Annotated in this window: 25 protein-coding genes; 16 read left to right on the top strand and 9 right to left on the bottom strand. The window is 71.3% G+C overall.

What is annotated here, in order from left to right; translation table 11 throughout:
* From ACNFOC_RS11035 to ACNFOC_RS11020, 4 genes are all read left to right on the top strand, one after another.
* Window positions 1-561 (top strand): LLM class flavin-dependent oxidoreductase (locus tag ACNFOC_RS11035; RefSeq protein WP_416958910.1); only part of this gene is annotated, 561 nt, incomplete at its 5' end.
* Window positions 558-1616: a CaiB/BaiF CoA transferase family protein gene (locus ACNFOC_RS11030; protein ID WP_416958909.1), complete on the top strand. Its 1059-nt coding sequence runs from the start codon at window positions 558-560 to the stop codon at window positions 1614-1616. The genes ACNFOC_RS11035 and ACNFOC_RS11030, both read left to right, overlap by 4 nt.
* Window positions 1613-2068, top strand: a complete 456-nt coding sequence (locus tag ACNFOC_RS11025) for a VOC family protein (protein ID WP_416958908.1) — start codon at window positions 1613-1615, stop codon at window positions 2066-2068. Before ACNFOC_RS11030 ends, ACNFOC_RS11025 begins: the two co-directional genes overlap by 4 nt.
* Window positions 2065-2898: an SDR family oxidoreductase gene (locus tag ACNFOC_RS11020; RefSeq protein ID WP_416958907.1), complete on the top strand. Its 834-nt coding sequence runs from the start codon at window positions 2065-2067 to the stop codon at window positions 2896-2898. The genes ACNFOC_RS11025 and ACNFOC_RS11020 overlap by 4 nt, the downstream gene beginning before the upstream one ends.
* A 51-nt stretch (window positions 2899-2949) precedes the next feature.
* Here the strand turns inward: ACNFOC_RS11020 and ACNFOC_RS11015 are convergent, their stop codons facing one another.
* From ACNFOC_RS11015 to ACNFOC_RS11005, 3 genes are all read right to left on the bottom strand, one after another.
* Window positions 2950-3135, bottom strand: coding sequence for a hypothetical protein (locus tag ACNFOC_RS11015; protein ID WP_416958906.1), 186 nt, complete (start codon window positions 3133-3135; stop codon window positions 2950-2952).
* Window positions 3136-3262: 127 nt separating this feature from the next.
* Complete coding sequence (locus tag ACNFOC_RS11010; RefSeq protein ID WP_416958905.1) at window positions 3263-4024, bottom strand: SDR family NAD(P)-dependent oxidoreductase; 762 nt, start codon at window positions 4022-4024, stop codon at window positions 3263-3265.
* 5 nt (window positions 4025-4029) lie between these two features.
* Window positions 4030-4791: an SDR family NAD(P)-dependent oxidoreductase gene (locus ACNFOC_RS11005; RefSeq protein ID WP_327406556.1), complete on the bottom strand. Its 762-nt coding sequence runs from the start codon at window positions 4789-4791 to the stop codon at window positions 4030-4032.
* A 66-nt stretch (window positions 4792-4857) separates the two neighbouring features.
* On the opposite strand from ACNFOC_RS11005, the gene ACNFOC_RS11000 reads away from it, so the two are divergent.
* From ACNFOC_RS11000 to ACNFOC_RS10990, 3 genes are read left to right on the top strand one after another with little or no spacing between them, the layout of a single operon-like run.
* Window positions 4858-6273 carry a class I adenylate-forming enzyme family protein gene (locus tag ACNFOC_RS11000; RefSeq protein WP_416958904.1) on the top strand — a complete coding sequence of 472 codons (1416 nt, stop codon included), beginning with the start codon at window positions 4858-4860 and terminating at the stop codon, window positions 6271-6273.
* A complete protein-coding gene (locus ACNFOC_RS10995) occupies window positions 6266-7414 on the top strand; it encodes a thiolase family protein (RefSeq protein ID WP_416958903.1) in 1149 nt (382 codons plus the stop codon). The genes ACNFOC_RS11000 and ACNFOC_RS10995 overlap by 8 nt, the downstream gene beginning before the upstream one ends.
* A 55-nt stretch (window positions 7415-7469) precedes the next feature.
* Window positions 7470-8231, top strand: coding sequence for an SDR family NAD(P)-dependent oxidoreductase (locus tag ACNFOC_RS10990; RefSeq protein ID WP_416958902.1), 762 nt, complete (start codon window positions 7470-7472; stop codon window positions 8229-8231).
* Between the two features lie 27 nt (window positions 8232-8258).
* Here the strand turns inward: ACNFOC_RS10990 and ACNFOC_RS10985 are convergent, their stop codons facing one another.
* The 5 genes from ACNFOC_RS10985 to ACNFOC_RS10965 all read right to left on the bottom strand — a co-directional run bounded on the left by ACNFOC_RS10985 (window position 8259) and on the right by ACNFOC_RS10965 (window position 11931).
* Complete coding sequence (locus ACNFOC_RS10985; RefSeq protein WP_416958901.1) at window positions 8259-8696, bottom strand: hypothetical protein; 438 nt, start codon at window positions 8694-8696, stop codon at window positions 8259-8261.
* 115 nt (window positions 8697-8811) lie between these two features.
* Window positions 8812-9618: an acyl-CoA thioesterase gene (locus tag ACNFOC_RS10980; RefSeq protein WP_416958900.1), complete on the bottom strand. Its 807-nt coding sequence runs from the start codon at window positions 9616-9618 to the stop codon at window positions 8812-8814.
* Window positions 9619-9638: 20 nt separating this feature from the next.
* Window positions 9639-10421: an acyl-CoA dehydrogenase family protein gene (locus ACNFOC_RS10975; protein WP_416958899.1), complete on the bottom strand. Its 783-nt coding sequence runs from the start codon at window positions 10419-10421 to the stop codon at window positions 9639-9641.
* 2 nt (window positions 10422-10423) lie between these two features.
* The gene (locus ACNFOC_RS10970) at window positions 10424-11539 is read right to left on the bottom strand and encodes an acyl-CoA dehydrogenase family protein (RefSeq protein WP_416958898.1); all 1116 of its coding nucleotides are present in this window, start codon (window positions 11537-11539) and stop codon (window positions 10424-10426) included.
* Window positions 11536-11931: a nuclear transport factor 2 family protein gene (locus ACNFOC_RS10965; RefSeq protein ID WP_416958897.1), complete on the bottom strand. Its 396-nt coding sequence runs from the start codon at window positions 11929-11931 to the stop codon at window positions 11536-11538. The genes ACNFOC_RS10970 and ACNFOC_RS10965 overlap by 4 nt, the downstream gene beginning before the upstream one ends.
* Window positions 11932-12141: 210 nt before the next feature.
* Here ACNFOC_RS10965 and ACNFOC_RS10960 point away from each other — a divergent pair, with 210 nt between their 5' ends.
* The 7 genes from ACNFOC_RS10960 to ACNFOC_RS10930 are packed head-to-tail and all read left to right on the top strand — an operon-like array spanning window position 12142 to window position 18360.
* Entirely contained in the window at window positions 12142-14256 is a 2115-nt protein-coding gene (locus tag ACNFOC_RS10960; RefSeq protein ID WP_416958896.1) for a branched-chain amino acid ABC transporter permease, read from the top strand.
* A complete protein-coding gene (locus ACNFOC_RS10955; protein ID WP_416958895.1) occupies window positions 14237-14947 on the top strand; it encodes an ABC transporter ATP-binding protein in 711 nt (236 codons plus the stop codon). Before ACNFOC_RS10960 ends, ACNFOC_RS10955 begins: the two co-directional genes overlap by 20 nt.
* Window positions 14944-15651: an ABC transporter ATP-binding protein gene (locus ACNFOC_RS10950; RefSeq protein WP_416958894.1), complete on the top strand. Its 708-nt coding sequence runs from the start codon at window positions 14944-14946 to the stop codon at window positions 15649-15651. The genes ACNFOC_RS10955 and ACNFOC_RS10950 overlap by 4 nt, the downstream gene beginning before the upstream one ends.
* Window positions 15648-16031 (top strand): hypothetical protein, encoded by a 384-nt coding sequence (locus ACNFOC_RS10945; protein WP_043664093.1) that lies wholly within the window; start codon window positions 15648-15650, stop codon window positions 16029-16031. The genes ACNFOC_RS10950 and ACNFOC_RS10945 overlap by 4 nt, the downstream gene beginning before the upstream one ends.
* Window positions 15997-16314: a hypothetical protein gene (locus ACNFOC_RS10940; RefSeq protein ID WP_416958893.1), complete on the top strand. Its 318-nt coding sequence runs from the start codon at window positions 15997-15999 to the stop codon at window positions 16312-16314. Before ACNFOC_RS10945 ends, ACNFOC_RS10940 begins: the two co-directional genes overlap by 35 nt.
* A gap of 25 nt (window positions 16315-16339) precedes the next feature.
* On the top strand, window positions 16340-17635 hold the full coding sequence (locus tag ACNFOC_RS10935) for an amidohydrolase family protein (protein ID WP_043664098.1): 1296 nt from the start codon (window positions 16340-16342) through the stop codon (window positions 17633-17635).
* Window positions 17632-18360 (top strand): enoyl-CoA hydratase-related protein, encoded by a 729-nt coding sequence (locus tag ACNFOC_RS10930; protein ID WP_416958892.1) that lies wholly within the window; start codon window positions 17632-17634, stop codon window positions 18358-18360. The genes ACNFOC_RS10935 and ACNFOC_RS10930 overlap by 4 nt, the downstream gene beginning before the upstream one ends.
* A 65-nt stretch (window positions 18361-18425) precedes the next feature.
* Here the strand turns inward: ACNFOC_RS10930 and ACNFOC_RS10925 are convergent, their stop codons facing one another.
* Window positions 18426-19415 carry an enoyl-CoA hydratase/isomerase family protein gene (locus ACNFOC_RS10925; RefSeq protein ID WP_416958891.1) on the bottom strand — a complete coding sequence of 330 codons (990 nt, stop codon included), beginning with the start codon at window positions 19413-19415 and terminating at the stop codon, window positions 18426-18428.
* A 70-nt stretch (window positions 19416-19485) separates the two neighbouring features.
* On the opposite strand from ACNFOC_RS10925, the gene ACNFOC_RS10920 reads away from it, so the two are divergent.
* Together ACNFOC_RS10920 and ACNFOC_RS10915 are read left to right on the top strand one after the other, a co-directional pair.
* A complete protein-coding gene (locus ACNFOC_RS10920) occupies window positions 19486-20517 on the top strand; it encodes a CoA transferase (protein WP_416958890.1) in 1032 nt (343 codons plus the stop codon).
* Complete coding sequence (locus tag ACNFOC_RS10915) at window positions 20511-21761, top strand: amidohydrolase family protein (protein ID WP_416958889.1); 1251 nt, start codon at window positions 20511-20513, stop codon at window positions 21759-21761. Before ACNFOC_RS10920 ends, ACNFOC_RS10915 begins: the two co-directional genes overlap by 7 nt.
* Window positions 21762-21776 lie beyond the last annotated feature (15 nt).

Below are 21776 nucleotides of genomic sequence, written 5' to 3'. Positions count from 1 at the left end.
GGAACGGACATGGTCGATGTCGAGAACGACACTTTCACCGTCCACAACCCGCTCACCCTCGCCCCCGTCTCCCCGCTGCCGGTCCTGATCGCGGCCCTCGGCCCGGTCATGCTGCGCCTCGCCGGGGAACGGGCCGACGGGACCGTGCTGTGGATGGCCGACGAACGCGCCGTCGCCGAACACGTCGTCCCCCGCATCACCAAGGCCGCCGAGAGCGCCGGACGCCCGGCACCACGGATCGTCGCGGGCATCCCGGTCTGCCTGTGCAGCCCCGACCGGGTCGACGAGGCCCGCGAGCGCGCCAACCGCATCCTCGGCGAGGCCGAGATCTCGCCCAACTACCAACGCGTTCTCGAATACGGCGACGCCCGCGACGTCGGCGATCTGTGCGCGGCGGGCGACGAGAACGCCATTGCCGCCCGCTTCAAGCGCTTCGCGGACGCAGGGGTCACCGATCTCTCCGTACGGCTGCTGCCCATCGGCGACAACCGCGACGAGCTGGTCGCCTCCAAGTACCGCACCCGCGACATGCTCGCCGCCCTCGCCGCGGACCTGCGATGACCGCCGGACCGCTCGACGGCATCCGCGTCCTGGAGGTCGGCCACATGCTGGCCGGCCCCTACGCCACGATGATGCTCGCCGACCTCGGAGCCCAGGTCACCAAGATCGAACCGCCGGGCGGGGACATATCCCGCCAGGTGAGCGACGCCTACTTCGCCAGCCTCAACCGCGGCAAACGCAGCATCCGCCTCGACCTCACGACCGACGAAGGACAGGCCCGACTCGGCGAACTCGTCGCCGACGCCCACGCGTTGCTCGTCAACCTCAAACCGTCGGCCATCCACCGGCTGGGCCTCACCTACGACGTGCTGCGCAAGTGGAACGAGCGGATCGTGTGCGTCGCGCTCACCGGATACGGACTGGAGGCGGGCGACGAGCCCGCCTTCGACTACGTCGTCCAGGCCGCCACGGGAGTCGCCGCCCTCACCGGCGCCCCGGACGACCCGCCGACCCTGCCCGGCTACTCCTCGGCCGACAACTCCTCAGGCCTGACAGCCGCGTTGGGGCTCCTCGCCCAGATCGTCTCCGGACGCGGCGGCCAAGTCGAGGTGTCCTTGCGGGATGTGATGCTGTCTCAGCTCAACTACCGTGCCTCCGCCTACCTGAACGAAGGCGTCGAACCACGCCGGCTGCCGCTCGGCGCGCACTCCTACTACGTACCGGCCCAGCTCTTTCCCACCGCCGAGGGCTACTTGGCGCTCTTCATCACCCACGACGGCTTCTGGAAGTCCTTCGCCTCCGAGGCCGGCGTCCAGGGATTCCCCACCATGTCCGAACGCGCGGAGCGCCGCGAGGAGGTGCTCGCCGCCGTGACGGACGCCCTGGCCGGCGACACCGCCGCCGCCTGGGAGGCGCGGCTGCGTCCGCTCGGGGTGCCGGCCGCAGCCGTACGCACGTTGCCGCAGGCGCTGGCGGCGACACCAGAGGCCGTGGTGACGGCGGGGGACTTCCGGCTGGTGCGGAGTCCCGTGCGGGTCGAGGGGTACGAGCCGGACTACGGGCCGCCGCCCCGCCTGGGTGAGCATGACGTTTCCGGGACGGTGCGGGAGTCGTGAGGGCGGAGGATCAGTTCCATCTCGGGCTTGTGGTCGAGGACTTCGAGGGGACGCTGGCCGAGTTCTCGGCCGCGTTCGGGTACGAGTGGTGCGCCGAGATCGGCGGGGCGGTTCCGCTGACGCTGCCGACCGGAAATGCCGTTCTCGACATCAGCTGCGCCTACTCCCGGACGCTGCCCCGACTGGAGATCGTCCGCCGTATCCCGGGAACGCTGTGGGAACCGGTGGCCGGCGGCGGCGTGCACCACGTCGGCTACTGGTCCGACGACGTCGCCGCGGACGCGGCCGAACTCACCCGGCAGGGCTTCGTGACCGAGGCCGCCCGGGCCGGTTCCGGCGGTGCGCCCTTCGCCTTCCTGCGCGGCCCGAGCGGTCTGCTCGTGGAACTCGTGGACAGGGTGGCGCGGCCGGGGCTGGAGAAGTTCTGGGGTCACGGAGGAGAGGACGCATGACGACCGTAGGCATCGCGACCGGAGCAGGGCGCGGGATGGGACTGGCCTGCGCGCGGCGGCTCACCGGACTGGTGGACACGCTGCTGCTGGTGGACCGGGACGAGTCGGCGGTGACCGCCGCGACGAAGGAACTGGCCGCCGCGGACGAGGAGATCGAGGTCGAACCCTTCGTCCTCGACATCACCGACCCGGCCGGACTGTCCCGACTCGCCGCCCGCGTCGCCGAGTCGGGCCCGCTGCGGGCCGTCTCCCACGCCGCCGGGATCTCGCCCACCATGGCCGACTGGCGGCGCATCTTCGAGGTCGACCTCGTCGGCACCGCACGCCTGGCCGAGGCACTCCGCCCGCTCGCCACCGAGGGGACAGCGATGGTGTGCTTCGCCTCGATGGCCCCGCTCCTCGGCAACCTGGAGGCCGATCCAGCCGTAGCGGCGATCCTCGACGATCCGCTCCGGGACGACTTTCTCGACCGGCTGCGCGAGGCTCTCGGGCCTGCCGTGGAGAACACCGGTCTCGCGTACGCGTGGGCCAAGCACGGGGTGCACCGGTTCGTACGGCGGGAGGCGGTGCGGCTCGGGCCGTACGGCGCCCGGGTGTGTTCCGTGTCGCCGGGTGTCATCGACACCCCTCAGGGGCGGCAGGAGGCCTCGGCCCAGCCCGCCATGGCCGCTCTGGTGGAGCAGACGCCGCTCGGGCGGACGGGCCGGGCCGATGACGTCGCGGCTGCGGTGGCGTTCCTGTTGTCGGACGAGGCCGCTTTCGTTTCCGGGATCGACGTTCTCGTTGACGGCGGGGTCTGTGCGGCGGTGCGAGAACGTGCCGGGCGGTGACCGGCCGGGGGCGTCGGAGGAGGCGCGCTGTGCGTGGAGCGCGCAGCTTCCTCAGCGGCGACGTCCGCTGCTGCGACGGGCGGACCAGCCGGACCCCACGCCGGCGGAGTGCGCGGCGAGGAAGGCGAGCCCGAGAAGCATGAGGCTCGTCGAGCTGAAGACGAGCTGGGTCGACGTCTCGGTGACACGGATGAGGAAGGCGATGAAGAAGAGTGCGGCCGCCACGAATGCAAGCATCTGTTAACCCCTACGGATAGACGGCGAGCCACCGGTGATCCCGGTGGCTGCGCCGTTGTCTCCCGAGTGCCCCGGCTGATGCCGAACAGTCATGCGCATCCCGCGTCGCCCGCAGGCCAACCGCCGTTCAGGCAAGGGATTCCGAGCGCTGGACGGTACCCGTGAGACCGGTCGCGTCCTGGCCCGCGAGGATGACGGCGGCCCTCGCCATCGCCTCCGGCGGCTCCACCATCTCCGGGGGGATCTCCCGGCCCCCGCCACCCGCCTGCCAGCCCTCCGTGAGCACCACCCGTGACGGAGCAAGGCAGTTGACCGCGATGTTGTCCTTCCTCAGGTCGGCGGCGAGGCCCAGGTAGAGACGCTCGACGGCCGCCTTGGACACCCAGTACGCGTTCGCGCCCCGGTCCGTCATGCCCACCCCGCCGGTCGTCACGGCCACCAACGAGCCACCGCCACGCGCGCGTACGTGCGGAATCACCGCGCGGGTCACCAGGAACACCCCGGTCAGATTGACGTCCAGGGACAGCTGCCAGCGCTTGAGCGGTGTCGACTCGACCGGGCCGAGCCACAGCACCCCGGCATTGGCGATGAGAATGTCGATCCCGCCGAACTCCGCGACGGCGGCGGCGACGGCCGCGTCGACCGACGCCTCGTCGCTGACGTCGCAGGGCACCGGCAGGGCGCGCCCGCCCGCCGCGGTGATCCGGTCCGCGACCGAGTGGATCGTCCCGGGCAGCCGCCCCTCCCGCTCGGAACGCGCGGCCACGGCGACCGAGGCGCCCGCCTCCGCGAGCGCCACCGCGACCGTACGGCCGATGCCACGGCTGGCGCCCGCGACGAACGCGACCTTGCCCTTCAACTGCCCGCTCACGCCCGGCACTTGACTCATGCCGGTTACTTCGGCGGGAAACGGAGGGCGCCGTCGAGACGGACGACCTCGCCGTTGAGATAGTCGTTCTCGACGATGTGCTGCACGAGACCCGCGTACTCGACCGGCAGGCCCATGCGCTTCGGGTACGGGATCTGCGGTCCCCAGTAGGCCTCCAACTGGTCGCCCGCCTTGCCGTAGGCCGGTGTGTTGAAGGTGCCCGGCGCGATCGTGACGACCCGGATGCCGAGCGGGGAGAGGTCGCGGGCGGCGACCAGGGTCATGCTGACGACCCCGCCCTTGGCCGCCGCGTAAGGGAGTTGGCCGATCTGGCCCTCGTACGCGGCGATCGAGGCCGTGCTGACGATGACGCCCCGGCCGCCCTCGGCGGGCTCCTGGCGGGCGATGGCGGCCGCGGCCAGCCGCATCACGTTGAACACGCCGGTGAGATACACGTCGATCGTCGTGCGGAAGCCCGCGAGGTCGAGGGGCGAGCCGTCCTTGCCGACGAGCCGGCCACCGCTCGCCGGGCCGCCGTGCGCGTCCACCGAGATGCGGAGCGGTCCCGCCGACTCCGCCTCGGCCAGGGCCGCTTGGACATCGTCCTCGGAGGTGGCGTCGGTGCGCACATAGCGGACCCCCAGCTCCTGCTCCAGGGCCTTGCCCTTCTCGTCGGCCAGATCGGCGACGACGACCTTCGCTCCCGCCGCGTGCAGCCGACGGACGGTGGCCTCGCCCAGGCCGCCCGCCCCGCCGACGACCACCGCGGAGCTCCCACTGATCTGCATCAAGGATTTCCTCTCTTGCGAACAGCGCTCTAGTGAGACGAGAATAGCATTCTCATGAATATAACCATGATTCTCGAGATGGTGGCCTCGGGCGGCGACCGACCGGTGGTCACGGCGAACGGCCGCTCCCTGACCGCCTCGGACCTGCTCGTCCGCGCCCGCGCCGCCGCGCACCGCTTCCGGGGCCACCCGGCCGTGCTCTATCTGAGCCCCAGTCACCTCGCCTACCCGGTGGCCCTGTTCGGCGCCGCCCTGGCGGGCATCCCGTTCATCCCCCTCAACTACCGCCTCGGCGAACACCAGTTGGCCCGCCTCCTCGCCCGCCACCCCGGCGCCCTCGTCCTGCGCCCCGCCGACCTCGACGCCCTGCTGAGCGCCGAAGAGGAAGCCGACGCACCGGAGTCGGCCCCGGACCAGGACTCCGTCGCCGTGGTCCTCTACACGAGCGGCACGACCGCAGAGCCCAAGGCAGCGCTGCTGCGCCACCGGCACCTGCTGGCCTACGTCCTGAACACCCAGGAGTTCGCCTCCGCCGAGGAGGGCGACGCGGCACTCGTGGCCGTCCCGCCGTACCACGTGGCCGGGTTGATGAACCTGCTCACGAACCTCTACTCGGGCCGCCGCCTGGTGTACCTGACCGCCTTCGACGCGGGGGAGTGGCTGGAGACCGTGCGCCGCGAGCGGGTCACCCACGCACTCGTCGTACCTACCATGCTGGCCCGCATCGTCGCGGAGGTCCCGTCCGGCGACGCTGGCACGCCCACGCTCCGGAGCCTCGCCTACGGCGGCGCCAGGACCCCGCGGCCCGTGGTGGAGCGGGCGTTGCGGATCTTTCCGGGGACAGGGTTCGTCAACGCGTACGGCCTGACGGAGACGGCCTCCTCGGTCGCGGTGCTCGGGCCCGACGACCACCGCGAGGCACTGGCGGCGTTCGACCCGGCCGTACGGGACCGACTCGGTTCCGTGGGGCGGCCGTTGCCCGGCGTCGAGATCGAGATTCGTGACGACGACGGAAAGCCGGCCAGTGCCGGGGAGACCGGGCTCGTGTTCGTGCGCGGGGAGCAGATCTCCGGCGAGTACGGCGAACGCAGCGCCCTCGACGCGGAGGGTTGGTTCCCCACCCGGGACCGGGGCCGACTGGACGCCGACGGCTATCTGTTCATCGAGGGACGCGCCGACGACACCATCATCCGCGGCGGCGAGAACATCGCTCCCGCCGAGATAGAGGACGTTCTCGTCGCCCACCCCGGCATCGTGGAGGCGGCGGTGATCGGCGTACCCGATCCCGAGTGGGGGCAGCGGATCGTGGCCGTCGTGGTCGGCGAGGGCGACCCGGCGGAGGTCCGCCAATGGGTCAAGGACCGGCTGCGCTCCTCCAAGACCCCCGACGCCATCGTGTTCCGCGCCGAACTCCCCAAGACCGAGACCGGAAAGCTGCTGCGCCGCACCCTGCTGGCCGAGTTGGAGACCACCCATGCCTGAAGCAGTCCTCGTGTCCGCCCTGCGCACCCCCGTCGGCACCGCCGTCAAGGGCACCCTGCGCGACACCACCGCGTTCGACCTGGCCCACCACATCGTCGCCGCCGCGGCCGCCACGGACGACCTCGACCCGGCCGCGATCGACGACGTGATCCTCGGCGAGGGCCTGTACGGCGGAGGCGTCGTGGCCCGGCACGCGGCACTGACCGTCGGCCTCACCTCCGTACCGGGCCTCGCCCACAACCGCCACTGCGCCGCCGGACTCGCGGCCGTGCAGAGCGCGGCGGGAAGCATCCGCGCGGGCATGGACGAACTCGTCATCGCCGGTGGCGTCAACTCGGCTTCCACCTCCCCGAAACAGCGTTTCCGCGTCGACGGGGAATGGGTCGAACCGTGGAGCCCGCCTACGCACCCCGACCGGCCCGACGCCCCCAACCTGGACATGTCGATCACGGTCGGCTGGAACACCGCCGTACGGGCCGGCCTCACCCGCGCCGACATGGACGCATGGGCACTGCGCTCCCACCAGAACGCCATTCGCGCCATCGACGAGGGCCGTTTCGACGCGGAGCTGGTGCCCATCGACACACCGCACGGCCTGTTCTCCGTCGACGAACACCCCCGCCGCACCACGAGCCTGGAGAAGCTCGCCTCACTCAAGCCGTTGCACCCGGAGATAGACGGCTTCTCCATCACGGCCGGCAACGCGGGCGGCGCCAACGACGGCGCAGCCGCCCTGGTGGTGGCCAGCGACCGGCTGGGCCTGCCCGCCCTCGCCGTCGTCCGCTCGTGGGCGTCGGTCGGCGCCGACCCCGCCGAGACGGGCCTCACCCCGGTGAAGGTGATCCCCAAAGCCCTTGCCCGCGCGGGACTTTCGACCGCCGACGTCGACCTCTTCGAGATCAACGAGGCCTTCGCCGCCGTGCCCGTCGCCGCGGTGAAACTGCTCGGCCTCGACCCCGATCGCGTCAACGTCAACGGCAGCGGCTGCTCCCTCGGCCACCCGGTGGCCGCGACCGGCGCCCGGATGCTCGTCACGCTCGTGCACGAACTTCGCCGCCGCGGCGGCGGCATCGGTGTCGCCGCGATGTGCGCGGGCGGCGGCATGGGCTCGGCCACGGTCATCGAGGTACCGGCGCCCTGACGGGCGGATTGCCGGACCCGGTGGTGGAGAGCGTCGACGACGTGAAGGGAACAGCGTGGAGGGCTTGAAGGAGAAGACCGTTCTCGTCGCCGGCGCGGCCACCGGGCTGGGGGCCGCCTCCGCCCGGCGGCTGGCGCACGCGGGCGCCAGGGTCGTCGTCGGCGACCTGGACCTCGACGGAGCCCGGCGGACCGCCGGGATCATCGGCGACGCCGGTGGCGAGGCAATGGCGGTGGAGTTCGACATCGCCGACGAGGCCTCGGTCGGCGAACTCGTGCGGACCACCGTGCGGACGTACGGCGGTCTTGACGCCGTGCACATCAACGCGGGCGACATGGGCGCCGTCTCCAAGGACACCGACGTCGTCGACATGGAACTCGCCGTGTGGGACCGGACGTTCGCGGTCAATCTGCGAGGGCACATGCTCGTCACCCGGTACGCCGTTCCCGAACTCCTGGCCCGGGGCGGCGGCGCGATCGTCTACACCTCGTCCATCGCGGCCTTCACCGGCGAGGCCGCACGCCCCGCCTACTCGGCGACCAAGGCGGGCATCAACGCCCTCGTCCGCCATGTCGCCTCCCGCTGGGGCCGGGAGGGCATCCGTGCCAACGCCGTCGCGCCGGGCCTGATCCTGACGCAGGCGATCCAACAGGACGCTGCGCCCGACCTGTTGGAGGCGCTGCTCGCCCGTACCCGGAGCACCCGCCACGGCCATGCCGACGACGTCGCCGGCATGGTGGCCCACCTCATGTCCGACGCGGGAGCCTGGATCAACGGCCAGGTCATCAACGTCGACGGCGGCACCGTCATGCGCTGAGCGCGCGCCAGCGGTCACCCGCCCTGGTCAACGCGTCAGGTACCACACCGTCAAGGGGAGGAGGGGCAGCACGAGACCGGCCACGATCCACCCCCGGCGGCTCTTGCTCGTCCGCTCGTCGTACGCGGCCAGGTCACCGACGAACAGCCATTCGGCGGGCGAGCGGTCGCTGCGGGAGAGCACCGGGACCTCCGCTCCGACCTCCGGCGGAAACGTCCACGGCCGCGCCTTCGACGTGACCTCCACAGGCTCACCGGTCTCGGGGACGAACCTGACTGTGGGCCGGTACACCTCGTAGGAGCCGCCCTCGTCGGAGTACGACTTGTCCTCGTACCCCGTCACCACACCGGACGTGCACGTCAGCCGCGCCCTGACGGCCTGGTGATACGAGCGCAGCAGCAGAGGAACGACTCCGGGTACGACCACCAGCCACAGGACGAGTGCCAGGACGCCGGTCGAGCTCAACTCGGGGCTCCCCTCCGACGATTCTCTTCGCGTAAAGACCATGGGAGTCTGCCAGTTGCCGGCCGAGGTGTCAGTAGTGGAACTGCGCGTTGATCGCTCCACACCTGAGCGGGGGCTACTCTTCGGGCGCCCGGAAACGCAGCAGCGCCTCCTGCGCGAACGACGCGACGAGCGACCCCCGCGAGGTCAGCACATCGCCCCGGCCGTAACAGCGGCCGTGCGCGAGCAGCGGGCTCTGCTGACGCAGGAGAAGCCAGTCGTCCGTGGTGAAAGGGCGGTGGAACCACACCGTGTGCGCGGTGACGGCGGAGGTGAACGCCGTTCCCGAATCGTGCTGGGTGACCCCCTCCAGCGGGCGCAGCGCCGTACCGATCAGACTCAGGTCGCTCGCGTACGCCGTCAACGCCGGGGCCAGCTCCGGGGCGACGGTCGGTGTGCGCATCCACAGGTCGTACTCGGGCGGTTCCGCCTTCGGCGAGTCCACGTCGATGACGGCCCGGGTGTCCCAGGGAAGCAGCGAGAGGCCGACATCGTGCTCCGCCCCCGGCACGGAGGGCATCGGGAAGGTGACCTGTCGGTCGGGACCGTCCTCGTGGGAGTGCAGGGACACGGCCGCTACGGCCGCGACCCCCTGCGTCTGCCGCGCCACGACCGTCAACGTGGCGAAGGAGCCGCCCTCATGATGGTGCGTCACCTCGTACCGCACCGGTTCCTGCGGCCGCCCCGCCCGCGCGAACTGCACATGGAGGCTCTTGACCGCCTTGCCGGGGCAGGCCAGTTGGGCGGCGCGGACGCTCTGGGCCAGCAGCTGCCCGCCGAAGATACGGTGGTAGCCGAGGTGTTGGTTGCGGCCCTCGAACACGGAGCCGGGCCGGGGATCGAGGTCCAGGCAGGAGAGCAGGTCGCTCCAGAGATCGGTCACTGATGTCACTCCTCGGTCGATCACAGGTGGACGAGCCGTGGCGCGGACCCGCCGGCCCGCAGGAGTGCCCCCGCCTCGCGCGTCAACTCCCGTGCGCTGCCCAGCAGTCCGTCCAGCACCATGGCCCGCCGCACGTGTCGGTGCAGATCGTGCTCGGCGGTGAAGCCGATCCCGCCGAGGACCTGCTGGCAGTGCCGGGCCGCCGTCAGGGCCGCCTTCCCGGCCGCCGCCTTGGCCAGCAGCGCGCCCAGCTCGTCCTCTGCGGCCACCAGCGTGGCCTCGGCGCCGTCCAATGCCACGAGGGTCTCGGCGAGCCGGTGCCGCACGGCCTGGAAGGAGGCGAGCGGGCGGCCGAACTGTACGCGGTCCACGGCGTGTTGGCGGGCCAGCGTGAGCATGGCGCGGCCGGTCCCGAGCAGCCACCAGCCGAGCGCGACACGACCGGCGGCGAGCGGTCCGGGAGTTCCGGCCGGCACGGTGTGCAGGGGGAGTTCGGCGTCCAGGGTCGTCCCGGCGGCGTCATCGCGCTCCCAGACGACCCACGAACCACCCGTGAACGGCAGCGGCGGCGTGCCGCCGGCCGGCCGGCCCGCCGCGCTCAGCAGGACGTCGTTCAGGAGCGGCGCGTGGGCACCCGTCTCGCCCAGCAGGCGGAAGGCGATCGGGACGGCGATGTCCGGTTGTTCCGCGAGGAGTTCGGCCCAGCCGAGGCCGGCCAGGGCGGCGTCCAGCGCCTGCCCCGACGCCGCCGTCATCGTCTTGCGGAGCGTCTCGGCGAGCAGATGCCGTTCGGCGGCGTCCACGGCTACTCCCTCCCCAGATCGAGCAGTCGGCGCGCGATGATGTTCCGCTGGATCTCGGCCGTACCGCCGTAGATCGTCGCCGCCTTCGCGTACAGGTACTCCGAGCGCCACGGCGTGTCCGCCAACTCCAGTACGCCGGGCAGCAGATCGCGCACGGTCTCGAAGAGCTGTTGCTCGGCGGTGGCCAGCAGCACCTTGTCGACCGATGTCTCCGGGCCCAGCCGCTCACCTGCGGCCAGGCGTCGCTGTGTGCCGTGGGAGCGGCAGCGGACGGTGTGCAACGCCAGGTAGGCGGCGCCGAGTTCGGCGTCGTCCGGGACGCTCGTCTCGGCCAGCAGGCGGTCAAGTCGCGTGTAGAGATGGGCGATCCGGTGCCAGAAGCAGGTGGAGCGCTCGTGCGGGAGCAGGTCCATCGCCAGGCGCCAGCCGTCGCCGGGGCGGCCGAGCATCCGGTCGGCGGGCACGATCACGTCGTCGAAGAACACCTCGGCGAACTCGTCCACGCCGTGCATCGTGCGCAGCGGCCGGACGGTGATGCCGGGGGTGTCCATGTCGACGAAGAACGCCGTGATCCCGTCGTGGCCCGGCGCGGTGCGGGTCAACAGGACGCAGCGGGCGGCGAATTGGGCGAGGCTCGTCCACACCTTCTGCCCGCTGATCTCCCAGTGGTCGCCGCGCGGAACGGCGCGCGTGGTGAGGGAGGCGAGGTCGCTGCCGGAGCCGGGTTCGGAGAAGCCCTGACACCATTGCTCACGCCCGCTGAGCAGCCGCGGGACCATCTCGGCGGCCAGTGCGGGAGGAGCGTACGAGATCATCGTCGGGGCGAGGACCTCTATCATCGAGTAGATCCCCGGCTCGGCCAACTCCCTTGTGGCGACCTCCTCGCCGAGCACCGCCCTCAGCACCGCCGGCCCGCCGAGCCCCCTCACCTCGGCGGGCCAGCCGTACCGCATCCAGTCCGCGTCGAACAACGCCCGGCGGACCCGGGCCAGTTGAGCGACCTGGGCGTCCAGGGAGTGGTCGGGGCCGGGCGAGAGGTCGTGCTCGTCCAGCCAGGCGCGCAGGTCCGAGCGGAAGTCGGCGACGTTCATGTTCCCGGGCGCCGAGGCGACGCTCATGTACCCGGGCGCTGATAGGCGTGCGGGCGGCCCGAGTCGTGGGCTCCGCTGCGGCGGATGAACGTCATCGCGCGCGTGCGCAGGCGCCACCCCTCGTCCGTGCGGACGTAGGTGTCGTTGTAGTAGCCGATCCGCAGGTCGTGCGTGGAGTGGTCGACGAAGCAGAGCGGCTGGGTGCCGGTCGCCGTGTCGCCGGACAGGTCGACGGCCGGCGTCCCCGTGAGGAACAGCCCCTTGGGCGCGGCGGCCACGAGCGCCGGGAACTCGTCGAGGCCGTAGGAGTCCCCGAAGGCGCTGTACGTGCCGTCGGGTGTGAAGACCCTCAGTACCCCGTCCAGGTCACCGCGGGTGATGCACACCGCGTAGCGGGCGAGGAGCTGCTGGATCTCCATCAGGTCGTCGGTCGGACCAGGAGGAGGAGCCGGAACGGGCAAGGAGGACAAGGACTTTCCACCCTTCACCATGAGTGAGAATGGCATTCTCTCAGATGAGTGGCAGATTTCCACGGTGGGTGAGGCGACGTCAACAGTCTCTGTCTGAATGGTTGATTCTCCGTAGATGAGAAGCTAGTTTCCAGCGATGGAGAGGGGAGATCCGACGCGATGGACCAGTTCCTCACCTTCGGGATCGTCGGCCTGAGCACGGCCGCGATCTATGCCGTCATCGGCAGTGGGCTCGTGCTCACCTACACCACCACCGGCGTGTTCAACTTCGCGCACGGCGCGGCCGGCATGCTGTCCGCGTTCATGTACTGGCAGCTGACCGTCGGCTGGGGCTGGCCCGTGCCGGTCGCCCTGGTCGTGGTGCTGCTCGTGCTCGCCCCTGGCTTCGGGCTGCTCGTGGAGCGGTTCATCCTGCGACCCGTCCAGGCCCTCGGCGAAGCCGAACGGCTGGTGATGACGGTCGCGTTGCTCAGCGGACTCATCGCGGCCGCGCGCTGGATCTGGGACCCGAACGTGGCGCGGCCCCTGCCGATGTTCTTCGCCGCCCGCAAGCCCATCCACCTCGGCCCGGCCGTCATCACCTGGCACCAGGCCATCACCATGGCGGTGGCCGTCGCCGTCGCCGTCGGCCTGCGCGTCCTGCTCTACCGCACCCGCGCCGGAGCCGAGATGCGCGCTGCCGTCGACGACCGGGCACTCGTCGGACTCACCGGCGCCGACCCGGTCCGGGCGGGCCGGGTCTCCTGGATCCTGGGCACCCAACTGGCCGCGATCGGCGGCATCCTGATCGCCCCGACCATCAACCTCGACGCCGCCCAGCTCTCCCTGCTGATCGTCAGCGCCTACACCGCGGCCGTCTTCGGCAGGCTCCGCAGCCTGCCGCTCACCTTCCTCGGCGCCGTCGTCGTCGGCTGCATGGAGAGCTACCTGACCGGCTACCTGCCGCAGAACGAATACCTGCCCGGACTACGGCTCGCCGCCCCCGCCCTGCTGCTCCTCCTCGCCCTGCTGGTCTTCCCGCACCGACGCCTGCGCGGCCGCGAACGACGGCTGGCCCGGGTGCCGCTGCCGAGCGCGCGCGGCACCCTCGTGTTCGCCGCGGTCGTCGTCGCCTTCGGCGCGGTACTGGCCTCTCTGCTCGGAGAAGCCGACCTGATCACCTACGGAGCGATCTTCTCGCTGGGCGTGGTGGCACTCTCGTACGTCCCGCTCGCCGGATACGCCGGACAGGTCTCCCTGTGCCAGCTGAGCATGGCCGGTATCGGGGCGGTCGTCTGGGCACACCTCGGCGCGCACGGCGAACTGTGGGCGCTCGGCGCCACGATCCTCGTCTCGGCGGTGGCCGGAGCCCTGGTCGCACTGCCCGCGCTGCGGCTCTCGGGCGTGTATCTCGCCCTGGGCACGGCCGCGTTCGCCGTGATCCTCGACCGGTGGATCTTCACCCTGCCGGCCTTCCATGTCCTCGGCCTGCGGATCGCCCTGTTCGACCAGGGCTCTGTGGACGCCACCGGACCCGACCTGTTCGGCCTACGGCTCGACAGCGGGCGGGAGTTGATGGTGTTCGCCGCCGTCTGTCTCGCGCTCGCCTCGATCGGCGTGGCGGCCCTGCGCCGCAGCCGTTTCGGCCGGCGGCTGATCGCCCTGCGCGACAGCGAGGCCGCCTACGCCACCCTCGGCGGCAACCTGCTGGTCGCCAAGGTCGCCGTGTTCGCCCTCGCGTCCGGTATCGCGGGACTCGGCGGAGCACTGTACGGAATGCAGCAACGCACCGTCACCGCCGACCAGTTCAGCCTCATCGCCGGCCTGCCCATCTTCCTCGTCGCCGTGGTCGGCGGACTCGGCGCGGTCGGCAACGGGCTCTTCGCCGGAACCGCCTTCGCCGGCCCGACAAACGCCCTGATCGCCATCGCCCCCGGCACCGCGAACCTCGTCGCCCTGCTCCCCGGCCTGGCCGGCGTCGGACTCGGCCACAACCCGGACGGCATCGTCCCCCGCTTCCGCCGCCAGTGGGAGCCCCTCGCCCGCGACCGCATCGCCCTCTCCACCCTGCTCTGCGCCCTCGCCGTGGCCTGGGCCCTGCGGTTCACCGACGTGATCAACGACTGGACGTACTACGGCGGTTCACTCGCTCTCGCCTTCGCGCTCCGCGCCTGGGCGACCGCCCGGCAGACCGCTCCGGCCGAACCGGAGATCCCCGTCGAGTGGTGGGGCCTACGGCGTGACTGGCGCCCCGAGGACGAGGAGGTGCTGGCCCGTGGCGTCGCTGCAGGTTAGTGGAGTGACCGTCTCCTTCGGCGTCAACCGCGCTCTCGACGGGGTCGCCCTGACCGCCGAGGCGGGCCGGGTCACCGGACTCATCGGTCCCAACGGGGCAGGAAAGAGCACCCTGTTCGACGTCGCTTCCGGACTGCGCAGGCCCTCCTCCGGACAGGTCCGGCTCGACGGCCGGGACGTCACCCGGGCCCGGCCCTCCGCCCGTGCCCGGCACGGACTCGCCCGCACCTTCCAACGCCTGGAACTGTTCGGCCGGCTCAGCGTGCGCGACAACCTCCTCGTCGCCGCCGAACTCGGCCCCGAACGCCGCCGCGCCGACCAGGTCGTCACCGAGCTCCTGCACCGGCTCGGTCTCACCGACCTCGCGGACATCTCACCCGACGCCCTCCCCACCGGAGTCGGCCGTCTCGTCGAGGTGGGAAGGGCACTCGCGATCCGCCCGAAGGTGCTTCTCCTCGACGAACCCGCCGCCGGACAGGACGCGGAGGAGACCGAACGCTTCGCGGAACTCCTGCGCGCCCTCACCGACGACGGCACCGCAGTCGTCCTCGTCGAACACGACATGAGCCTCGTGATGGCCGTCTGCGACGAGGTGTACGTCCTCGACCTCGGCAAGATCATCGCCGTCGGCCCGCCCGAGGTGATCCGCAGCGACGAAACGGTTCTCGCCGCCTACCTGGGGGACGCGTGAGCGCACTTCTCGAACTGCGCGGCATCCGCGCCGCCCACGAACGCATCACCGTCCTGCACGGCGTCGACCTCGACGTCGCCGCCGGACAGGTGGTGGCACTGCTCGGCCCGAACGGCGCCGGAAAGACCACCACCCTGCGCGTCGCCGCCGGAGTCCACCCCGCCGAGTCCGGCCAACTCGTCCTCGGCGGACGGGACATGACCGGCGCCGACCCCCGCGACCTGGCCCGCGCCGGAGTCTGCCTCATCCCCGAAGGACGAGGCGTCTTCCCGAACCTGTCCGTCCGCGACAACCTCCTCATGATGACCTTCACCGGCCGCGGCCGAGAGGAGATCGAGGAGATCGCGTTCGCCCGCTTCCCCGTCCTCGCCCGGCGCGCCGGACAGGCCGCGGGCACCCTCTCCGGCGGCGAACAGCAGATGCTCGCCCTCGCCCGCGGCCTCGCCACCGACCCCGCCGTACTGCTGCTCGACGAACTCTCCATGGGGCTCGCCCCGTTGGTCGTCGGCCGGCTCTACGAACAGGTCGGCGAGATCGCCCGCCAGGGCGTGGCAGTCCTGGTGGTTGAACAGTTCGCCGCCGCAGTCCTCGACATCTGCGACCATGCCGCCGTCCTCGTACGCGGCCGGGTCGAACGGCAGGGCCACCCCGACGGCGGCCTGCGCGCCGAACTGTCCGCTCTCTACCTGGGGAGTTCCACATGACGTCCACCGAGACGCGAGCGGACCGCTTCGTCCGCGAACTCACCGTCCTGAAAATCCCCGACCCGGCCGCCGGAAGGGCCGCTCTCTGGCTGCGCGCCGGCGCCGCACTGATGACGATCGGCGTCGTCCTCGGCGTGTGCGCCTACTTCATCTCGCACAACACCAGCGATCCGCTGGTGCAGAACGACGCTCTCACCCTCGGCCTGGCCGCGGTCGCCGGGAGCGTCGTCGGCTCCGCGCTCTTCCTGCGGTACTCGCTCACCGGCTTCCTGCGGTACTGGATGGCCCGTCAGTCCTACGACGTGGAACTCCTCGCCGACCGCCTGCTCGAAAGGGAACTCCGCCATGACCCCACCGGCACCGACGCTGCGCCCCGGTGACCAACTCGCCAGCACCGTCTGCGGCACCCGCGTGGTCGTCATCCGCGCACCCGCCGCCGCACAGCCCCAACTGGCGTGTGGCGGCAGCCCGTTGGTCCCCGCGGCCGGGGCGCCCCCGGCGAAACCCGGACCGGCCGGCACCACCACCCTCATCGGCAAGCGGTACGTCGACGCCACCGGGACGCTCGAACTCCTCTGCACCGCCTCCGGCTCCGGCGAACTCACCTGCGACGGCGCCCCCATGGCCCTGAAGGCGGCCAAGCCGCTGCCCGCCTCCGACTGACCGACCGCCCCCGTAAGGAGCCGTCATGGACCGCGACGACCTCATCCTCATCAGCGTCGACGACCACATCATCGAACCCCCCGACATGTTCGTGAACCACCTCCCCGAGCGCTACAAGAAAGACGCGCCCCAACTGGTGCACCGGGACGACGGAACCGACGTGTGGCAGTTCGGCGGCGCGACCATCACCAACTCGGCGCTCAACGCCGTGGCCGGCCGGCCCAAGGAGGAGTACGGCGTCGAACCGCAGGGCCTCGACGAGATCCGCCCCGGCTGTTACGACGTGCACGAGCGGATCAAGGACATGAACGCGGGCGGCATCCTCGCCCAGATGAACTTCCCGTCCTTCCCCGGCTTCTCGGCCCGCCTGTTCGCCACCAAGGACGTGGACTTCTCCCTCGCGCTCGTCCGGGCCTACAACGACTGGCACATCGACGAGTGGTGCGCCGCCTACCCGGGACGCTTCATCCCGATGGCCCTGCCCGCCATCTGGGACGCGGAGCTGTGCGCGGCGGAGGTCCGCCGGGTCGCCGAGAAGGGCGTTCACTCGCTCACCTTCACCGAGAACCCCGCCGTCCTCGGCTACCCGAGCTTCCACGACCCGTACTGGAACCCGCTGTGGCGCGCGCTGTCCGACACGGACACCGTCATGTCGGTGCACATCGGCTCCTCCGGCAGGCTCGCCGTCCCGGCCGCCGACTCGCCGCCCGACGTGATGATCACGCTCCAGCCGATGAACATCGTCTCCGCCGCCGCCGACCTGCTCTGGTCGCCCCCGATCAAGCAGTTCCCGAATCTGAAAATCGCCCTCTCGGAAGGCGGCACGGGCTGGATCCCGTACTTCCTGGAGCGTCTCGACCGCACCTTCGAGATGCACTCGACCTGGACCCTCCAGGACTTCGGCGGCAAGCTGCCCTCCGAGGTCTTCCGCGAGCACTTCCTGACCTGCTTCATCACCGACAAGCTGGGCGTACGGCTGCGCCACGACATCGGCATCGACAACATCTGCTGGGAGGGCGACTACCCGCACAGCGACTCCCTGTGGCCGGACGCCCCCGAGCAGCTACACGACGTGCTGTCGAGTTGCGACGTCCCCGACGACGAGGCCAGGAAGATCACCTACGAGAACGCGATGCGCTGGTACTCCTTCGACCCCTTCGCGCACATCCCGCGCGAACAGGCCACCGTGGGCGCACTGCGCAAGGCGGCCGAGGGCCACGACGTCAGCACCCGCTCCCGCAGCCACCAACTCATCGAGCCCGCCGAGAAGTTGGAGGCGTTCCGTTCCAAGGCCCGGGCGGCCGTGGCGGCCGCCCGATGAGCGACCTGGTCCTGACGGAACGGATCGGCGCCGTCCTCGTGGCGACCCTGAACCGTCCGGAGGTCCGAAACGCCATGAGCCCGGAGCTGATCGACGAACTGTCAGCCGTGCTCCGGGAGGCGGACACCGACCCGGCGGTCCGGGTGGTCGTCCTCACGGGCGCCGGAACGGTCTTCTGCTCCGGCATGGACCTCAAGGCGTTCGCGAAGGGCGGCGGCAAGTTCGACGGCCTGGTGTGGTTCTTCCGCGAGGGCATCACCACACCGGTCATCGCCGCCCTCAACGGCTCGGCACTCGCCGGCGGCTTCGAACTCGCCCTGGCCTGCGACCTGGTGGTCGCCGCGGATGACGCCAAGCTCGGGATCGCGGAGGTGAAGCGGGGGTTGTTCGCGGCCGGTGGCGGTACGACCCTCGCCGACCGGGTGCCGTTGGCGGTCGCCCTGGAGATGGGCCTGACCGGCGATCTGGTCACGGCGGCGGACGCCAAACAGTTCGGTCTGGTCAACCGCGCTGTCCCGGCCGGGGAAGTGCGGGAGACGGCACTGGCCCTCGCCGGACGCATCGCCGAGAACGGTCCTCTCGGTGTCGCGATGACCAAGAAGCTGATGCGGGAACGCCGTTGGGCCGAACCGGCAGAGGTCGAGTCGGTGTTCAGGAGCGCCGACGCGGTGGAGGGAGCACGCGCCTTCACCGAACGCCGTAGCCCGGTGTGGACGGGGAAGTGACGGAACTCCGGTGTCCCCGACGCCGCGGGATGGCCTCGGGGACACCGGAGTGAAGCTTGCAGTGCTTAGTGCCGGACGGCTCGGTGAGGGTCCGCAGTCGCGCAGTCCACGTCACTGATCTCGTCGACGAGCCCCCAACGCAGCGCCTCCTCGACACCCAACTCGGCTCCGGACAGGGCGAGATACGCCGTGCGCTCCCGACCGACCCGAACGGGAATGCTCGCCGTACCGCCCGCACCCGGAATCAGTCCCATCCCGATCTCCGGCAACCGGATCACCGTGTCCGGCGCGGCGACGACACGCCCCGCGAAGGCCGCGAGCTCGATCCCCGCGCCGACACACGCACCGTGCAGATGCGCGGTCACCCGGGGAGCGCAACGGTGCAGCAGCGCACCCGGACTGCGATGGACCCGCACCAGATGGGCCTGCGCCGCATCACGGGACGTACCGAACTCGGCGAGGTCGCCGCCGCTACAGAAGGCCGGACCGTCGCCGTACAGATCGACTCGGCTGATCGACGGGTCGGCCACGGCGACCTGGAGCGCCTCGCACAGCGCGTCCCGCGTCGCCGCGTCGAACGCGTTGCGCACCCAGGGCCGGTCCAGAGTGATGGCCAGCCTCGGACCGTCACGGTCGAGCCGTACGGGAGTCTCGGCGGGGCGGGGTGTACGCCGGGGCGCAGCGGCCAGCCAGGACCGGAAGGCCGCTCCGCCCTGAAGCGTCGAGTACGCGAGGGATTCGAGAATCAGCCTGTCGGGGATCGAGAGCCCGCCGCCCATCCGCAGCACCTGCACCAGTGCGACGGACGCTGCGGGCAGACTCTCGACGATGTGCCCCAGCTTCCGGGCCGTGGCATGTGGATCCGGGCACCCCACCCATGGCCTGGGCGGATCGGCGACACCGGTGAGCAGGATGTCGAAGCCCCCGACCGCATCCGTGGGTTCCGCTGCGACGCCCAGCACGACGCGGTCCCGGTCACGCGCTGCCATTTCATGCTGGGGGGTGTGGCAATCGAGGGCGTGGTCGAGGTCGACGATCACGAAGGGCGACTCCACAGTGATCTCCCTCCAGGTGTGGACCGGAGTGTAATTTGAGATCACCTTGGGAGAGAAGGGGGTTCGACTCATGGAGAATCATGTTCTCCGTTCCTGGATGGACCCCATCGAGCCGTTCCTGGCCCCTCTCACCGACGTCGCCCGCTCCTTCACGGACCTGACGGGTGTGCCGGTCGACCTGCCGACCGCTCTCTTCCTGCGGGCCCAGCTGGCCGGCTTGGAACGCCCGGGCAGGACATCCGCCAACGGCTCCTGCCACCTCCTCGGAGCCGCCGACGGCTGGGCCGCCGTGAACCTGGCCCGCCCCGACGACCTGGCCGCCGTACCCGCACTGCTCGGCCTTCTTGGCTCACGGGATGAGCCCGGGGGTCTACAGGCGGCGGTACGACGGGTCACGGCGACCGAGGTGGTCCAGGGTGCGGAGCTGCTCGGCATCGCCGCCGCAGTACCGGGATCGGCTCAGGGCACACGGCCCGCGGTGCGCGCCGAGCGGTGGGGTGAACGCCGTACCCGCGCGATGGCGGAGGTGCGGATCGTCGACTTCTCCGCGCTCTGGGCGGGTCCGCTGTGCGCTCGGCTGCTGGGGCTGGCGGGCGCGCGGGTGCTCAAGGTGGAGAGCGCGACGCGACCGGACGGCGCGCGCTTCGGAACGCCCGCCTTCTACCGCTGGCTGCACGACGGGCACGACAACGTGGTCGTCGATTTCGCCCCCGGCGCACTGGACGAGATCGTCGCCGAGGCCGACGTCGTCATCGAGGCGTCACGGCCACGCGCGCTGCGCCGACTCGGCCTCCGCGCCGAGGAGTTCCTCGCCGCCAGGCCCGGACGGGTGTGGGTCGGCATCACCGGCTACGGACGAGAGAACGACCGTATCGCCTTCGGAGACGACGCTTCCGTGGCCGGCAGTCTGACCGGCGTCGACGCGAACGGCGACCCCGTCTTCCTGGGAGACGCGCTCGCCGATCCCGTCACCGGCGTCTTCGCCGCCCACGCCGTGGCCCGTTCCCTCGCCGCGGGAGGCGGAGAACTGCTCTGCGTCTCCATGGCGGCCTGCGCCGCGACACTCGCGGACGCACGAACCAGGGTCCACCCGCCGTGCTGATCAGGAACGTGGAGGTCGGGGGCCACGAGACGGTGGTGGACGTACGGATCGACGGCGGACGGATTGCCGAGATCGGGCCCGGGCTGACGGGGGCGGCCGACGTGGACGGCGGGGGCGGCGCCTTGCTGCCGGGCCTGCACGACCACCACGTACACCTCGCGGCGCTGGCCGCCGACGCCGCCTCCGTGCGCGTCGGGCCGACGGACGTGCGAGACCGAACGGCGTTTGCGGCGGCCTTGGTCGGCGGGCCGCCGGGGGAGTGGGTGCGGGCGGTCGGCTATCACGAGAGCGTCGCGGGGGAGTTGGACCGGTGGGTGCTGGACGCGCTCGCGCGGGATCGCCCGGTGCGGGTGCAGCATCGCACCGGTGCGCTGTGGGTGTGGAACAGTGCCGCGCTCCGGGCGGTCGGGCTGGACGGCGACGGGCGGTTCTGGCGCGAGGACGAGCGGCTGCGCGGGTTCGTGCCGCCCGTGCGGCTGGATCTGGAGGGGGTCGGGCGGCGGGCTGCGGCGCTCGGCGTCACGGGGTTCACCAACGCCGACCCGCACCCCGCGAGCGGGCTCACCCAGATGCTGTCCGTCCTTCCGCAACGGCTCCTGGTGATGGGAGTCGACGAGCCCGTGAAGCTGATGCTCGACGATCCGACGCTCCCCACTCCCGCCCAACTCGCCCGCACCATAGGGGAGATCAGACCCCGTCCGGTCGCCGTGCACTGTGTGACCCGGGTGCAGTTGCTGGTGACGCTGCTCGCCCTGGACGAGGTGGGACCGGCCGACGGCGACCGGATCGAGCACGGGTCGGTCATTCCGGCCGAGACGATCCCGTGGCTACGACGGCTCGGCGTGACCGTCGTGACCCAGCCCCACTTCCCGGTCGAGCGGGGCGACGCGTACGCCACCGACGTGGACGCCGACGACCGCCCGCACCTCTACCGCTGCCGGACCCTGATCGAGGCGGGCGTGCCGCTCGCCGCCGGCACCGACGCACCGTACGGCACCTCGGATCCCTGGGCGGTCATGCGGGCCGCGACCGAACGGGACGACGGGGAGCGGCTCCAACCCGGGGCGGTCCTGCGGCTGTTCACGGGGGAGCCCCAACACCCGGCGCGGACACGCCTGTTGACGGTCGGCGCGGATGCAGACCTGTGTCTGCTCCACGTGCCGATGCGCGAGGCCCTGCGCACACTGTCCGGGGAACTGGTTCGCGCCGCATACGTGTCAGGTCGGCGCATCACGACCCTGTGATCTGGTCGGGGCACT

Source organism: Streptomyces colwelliae, assembly GCF_048158785.1.
In the GTDB taxonomy this organism is placed as follows: domain Bacteria; phylum Actinomycetota; class Actinomycetes; order Streptomycetales; family Streptomycetaceae; genus Streptomyces.
The sequence above is the reverse complement of the archived record's forward strand: the minus strand, read 5'-3'. Positions and strand labels throughout refer to the sequence as shown.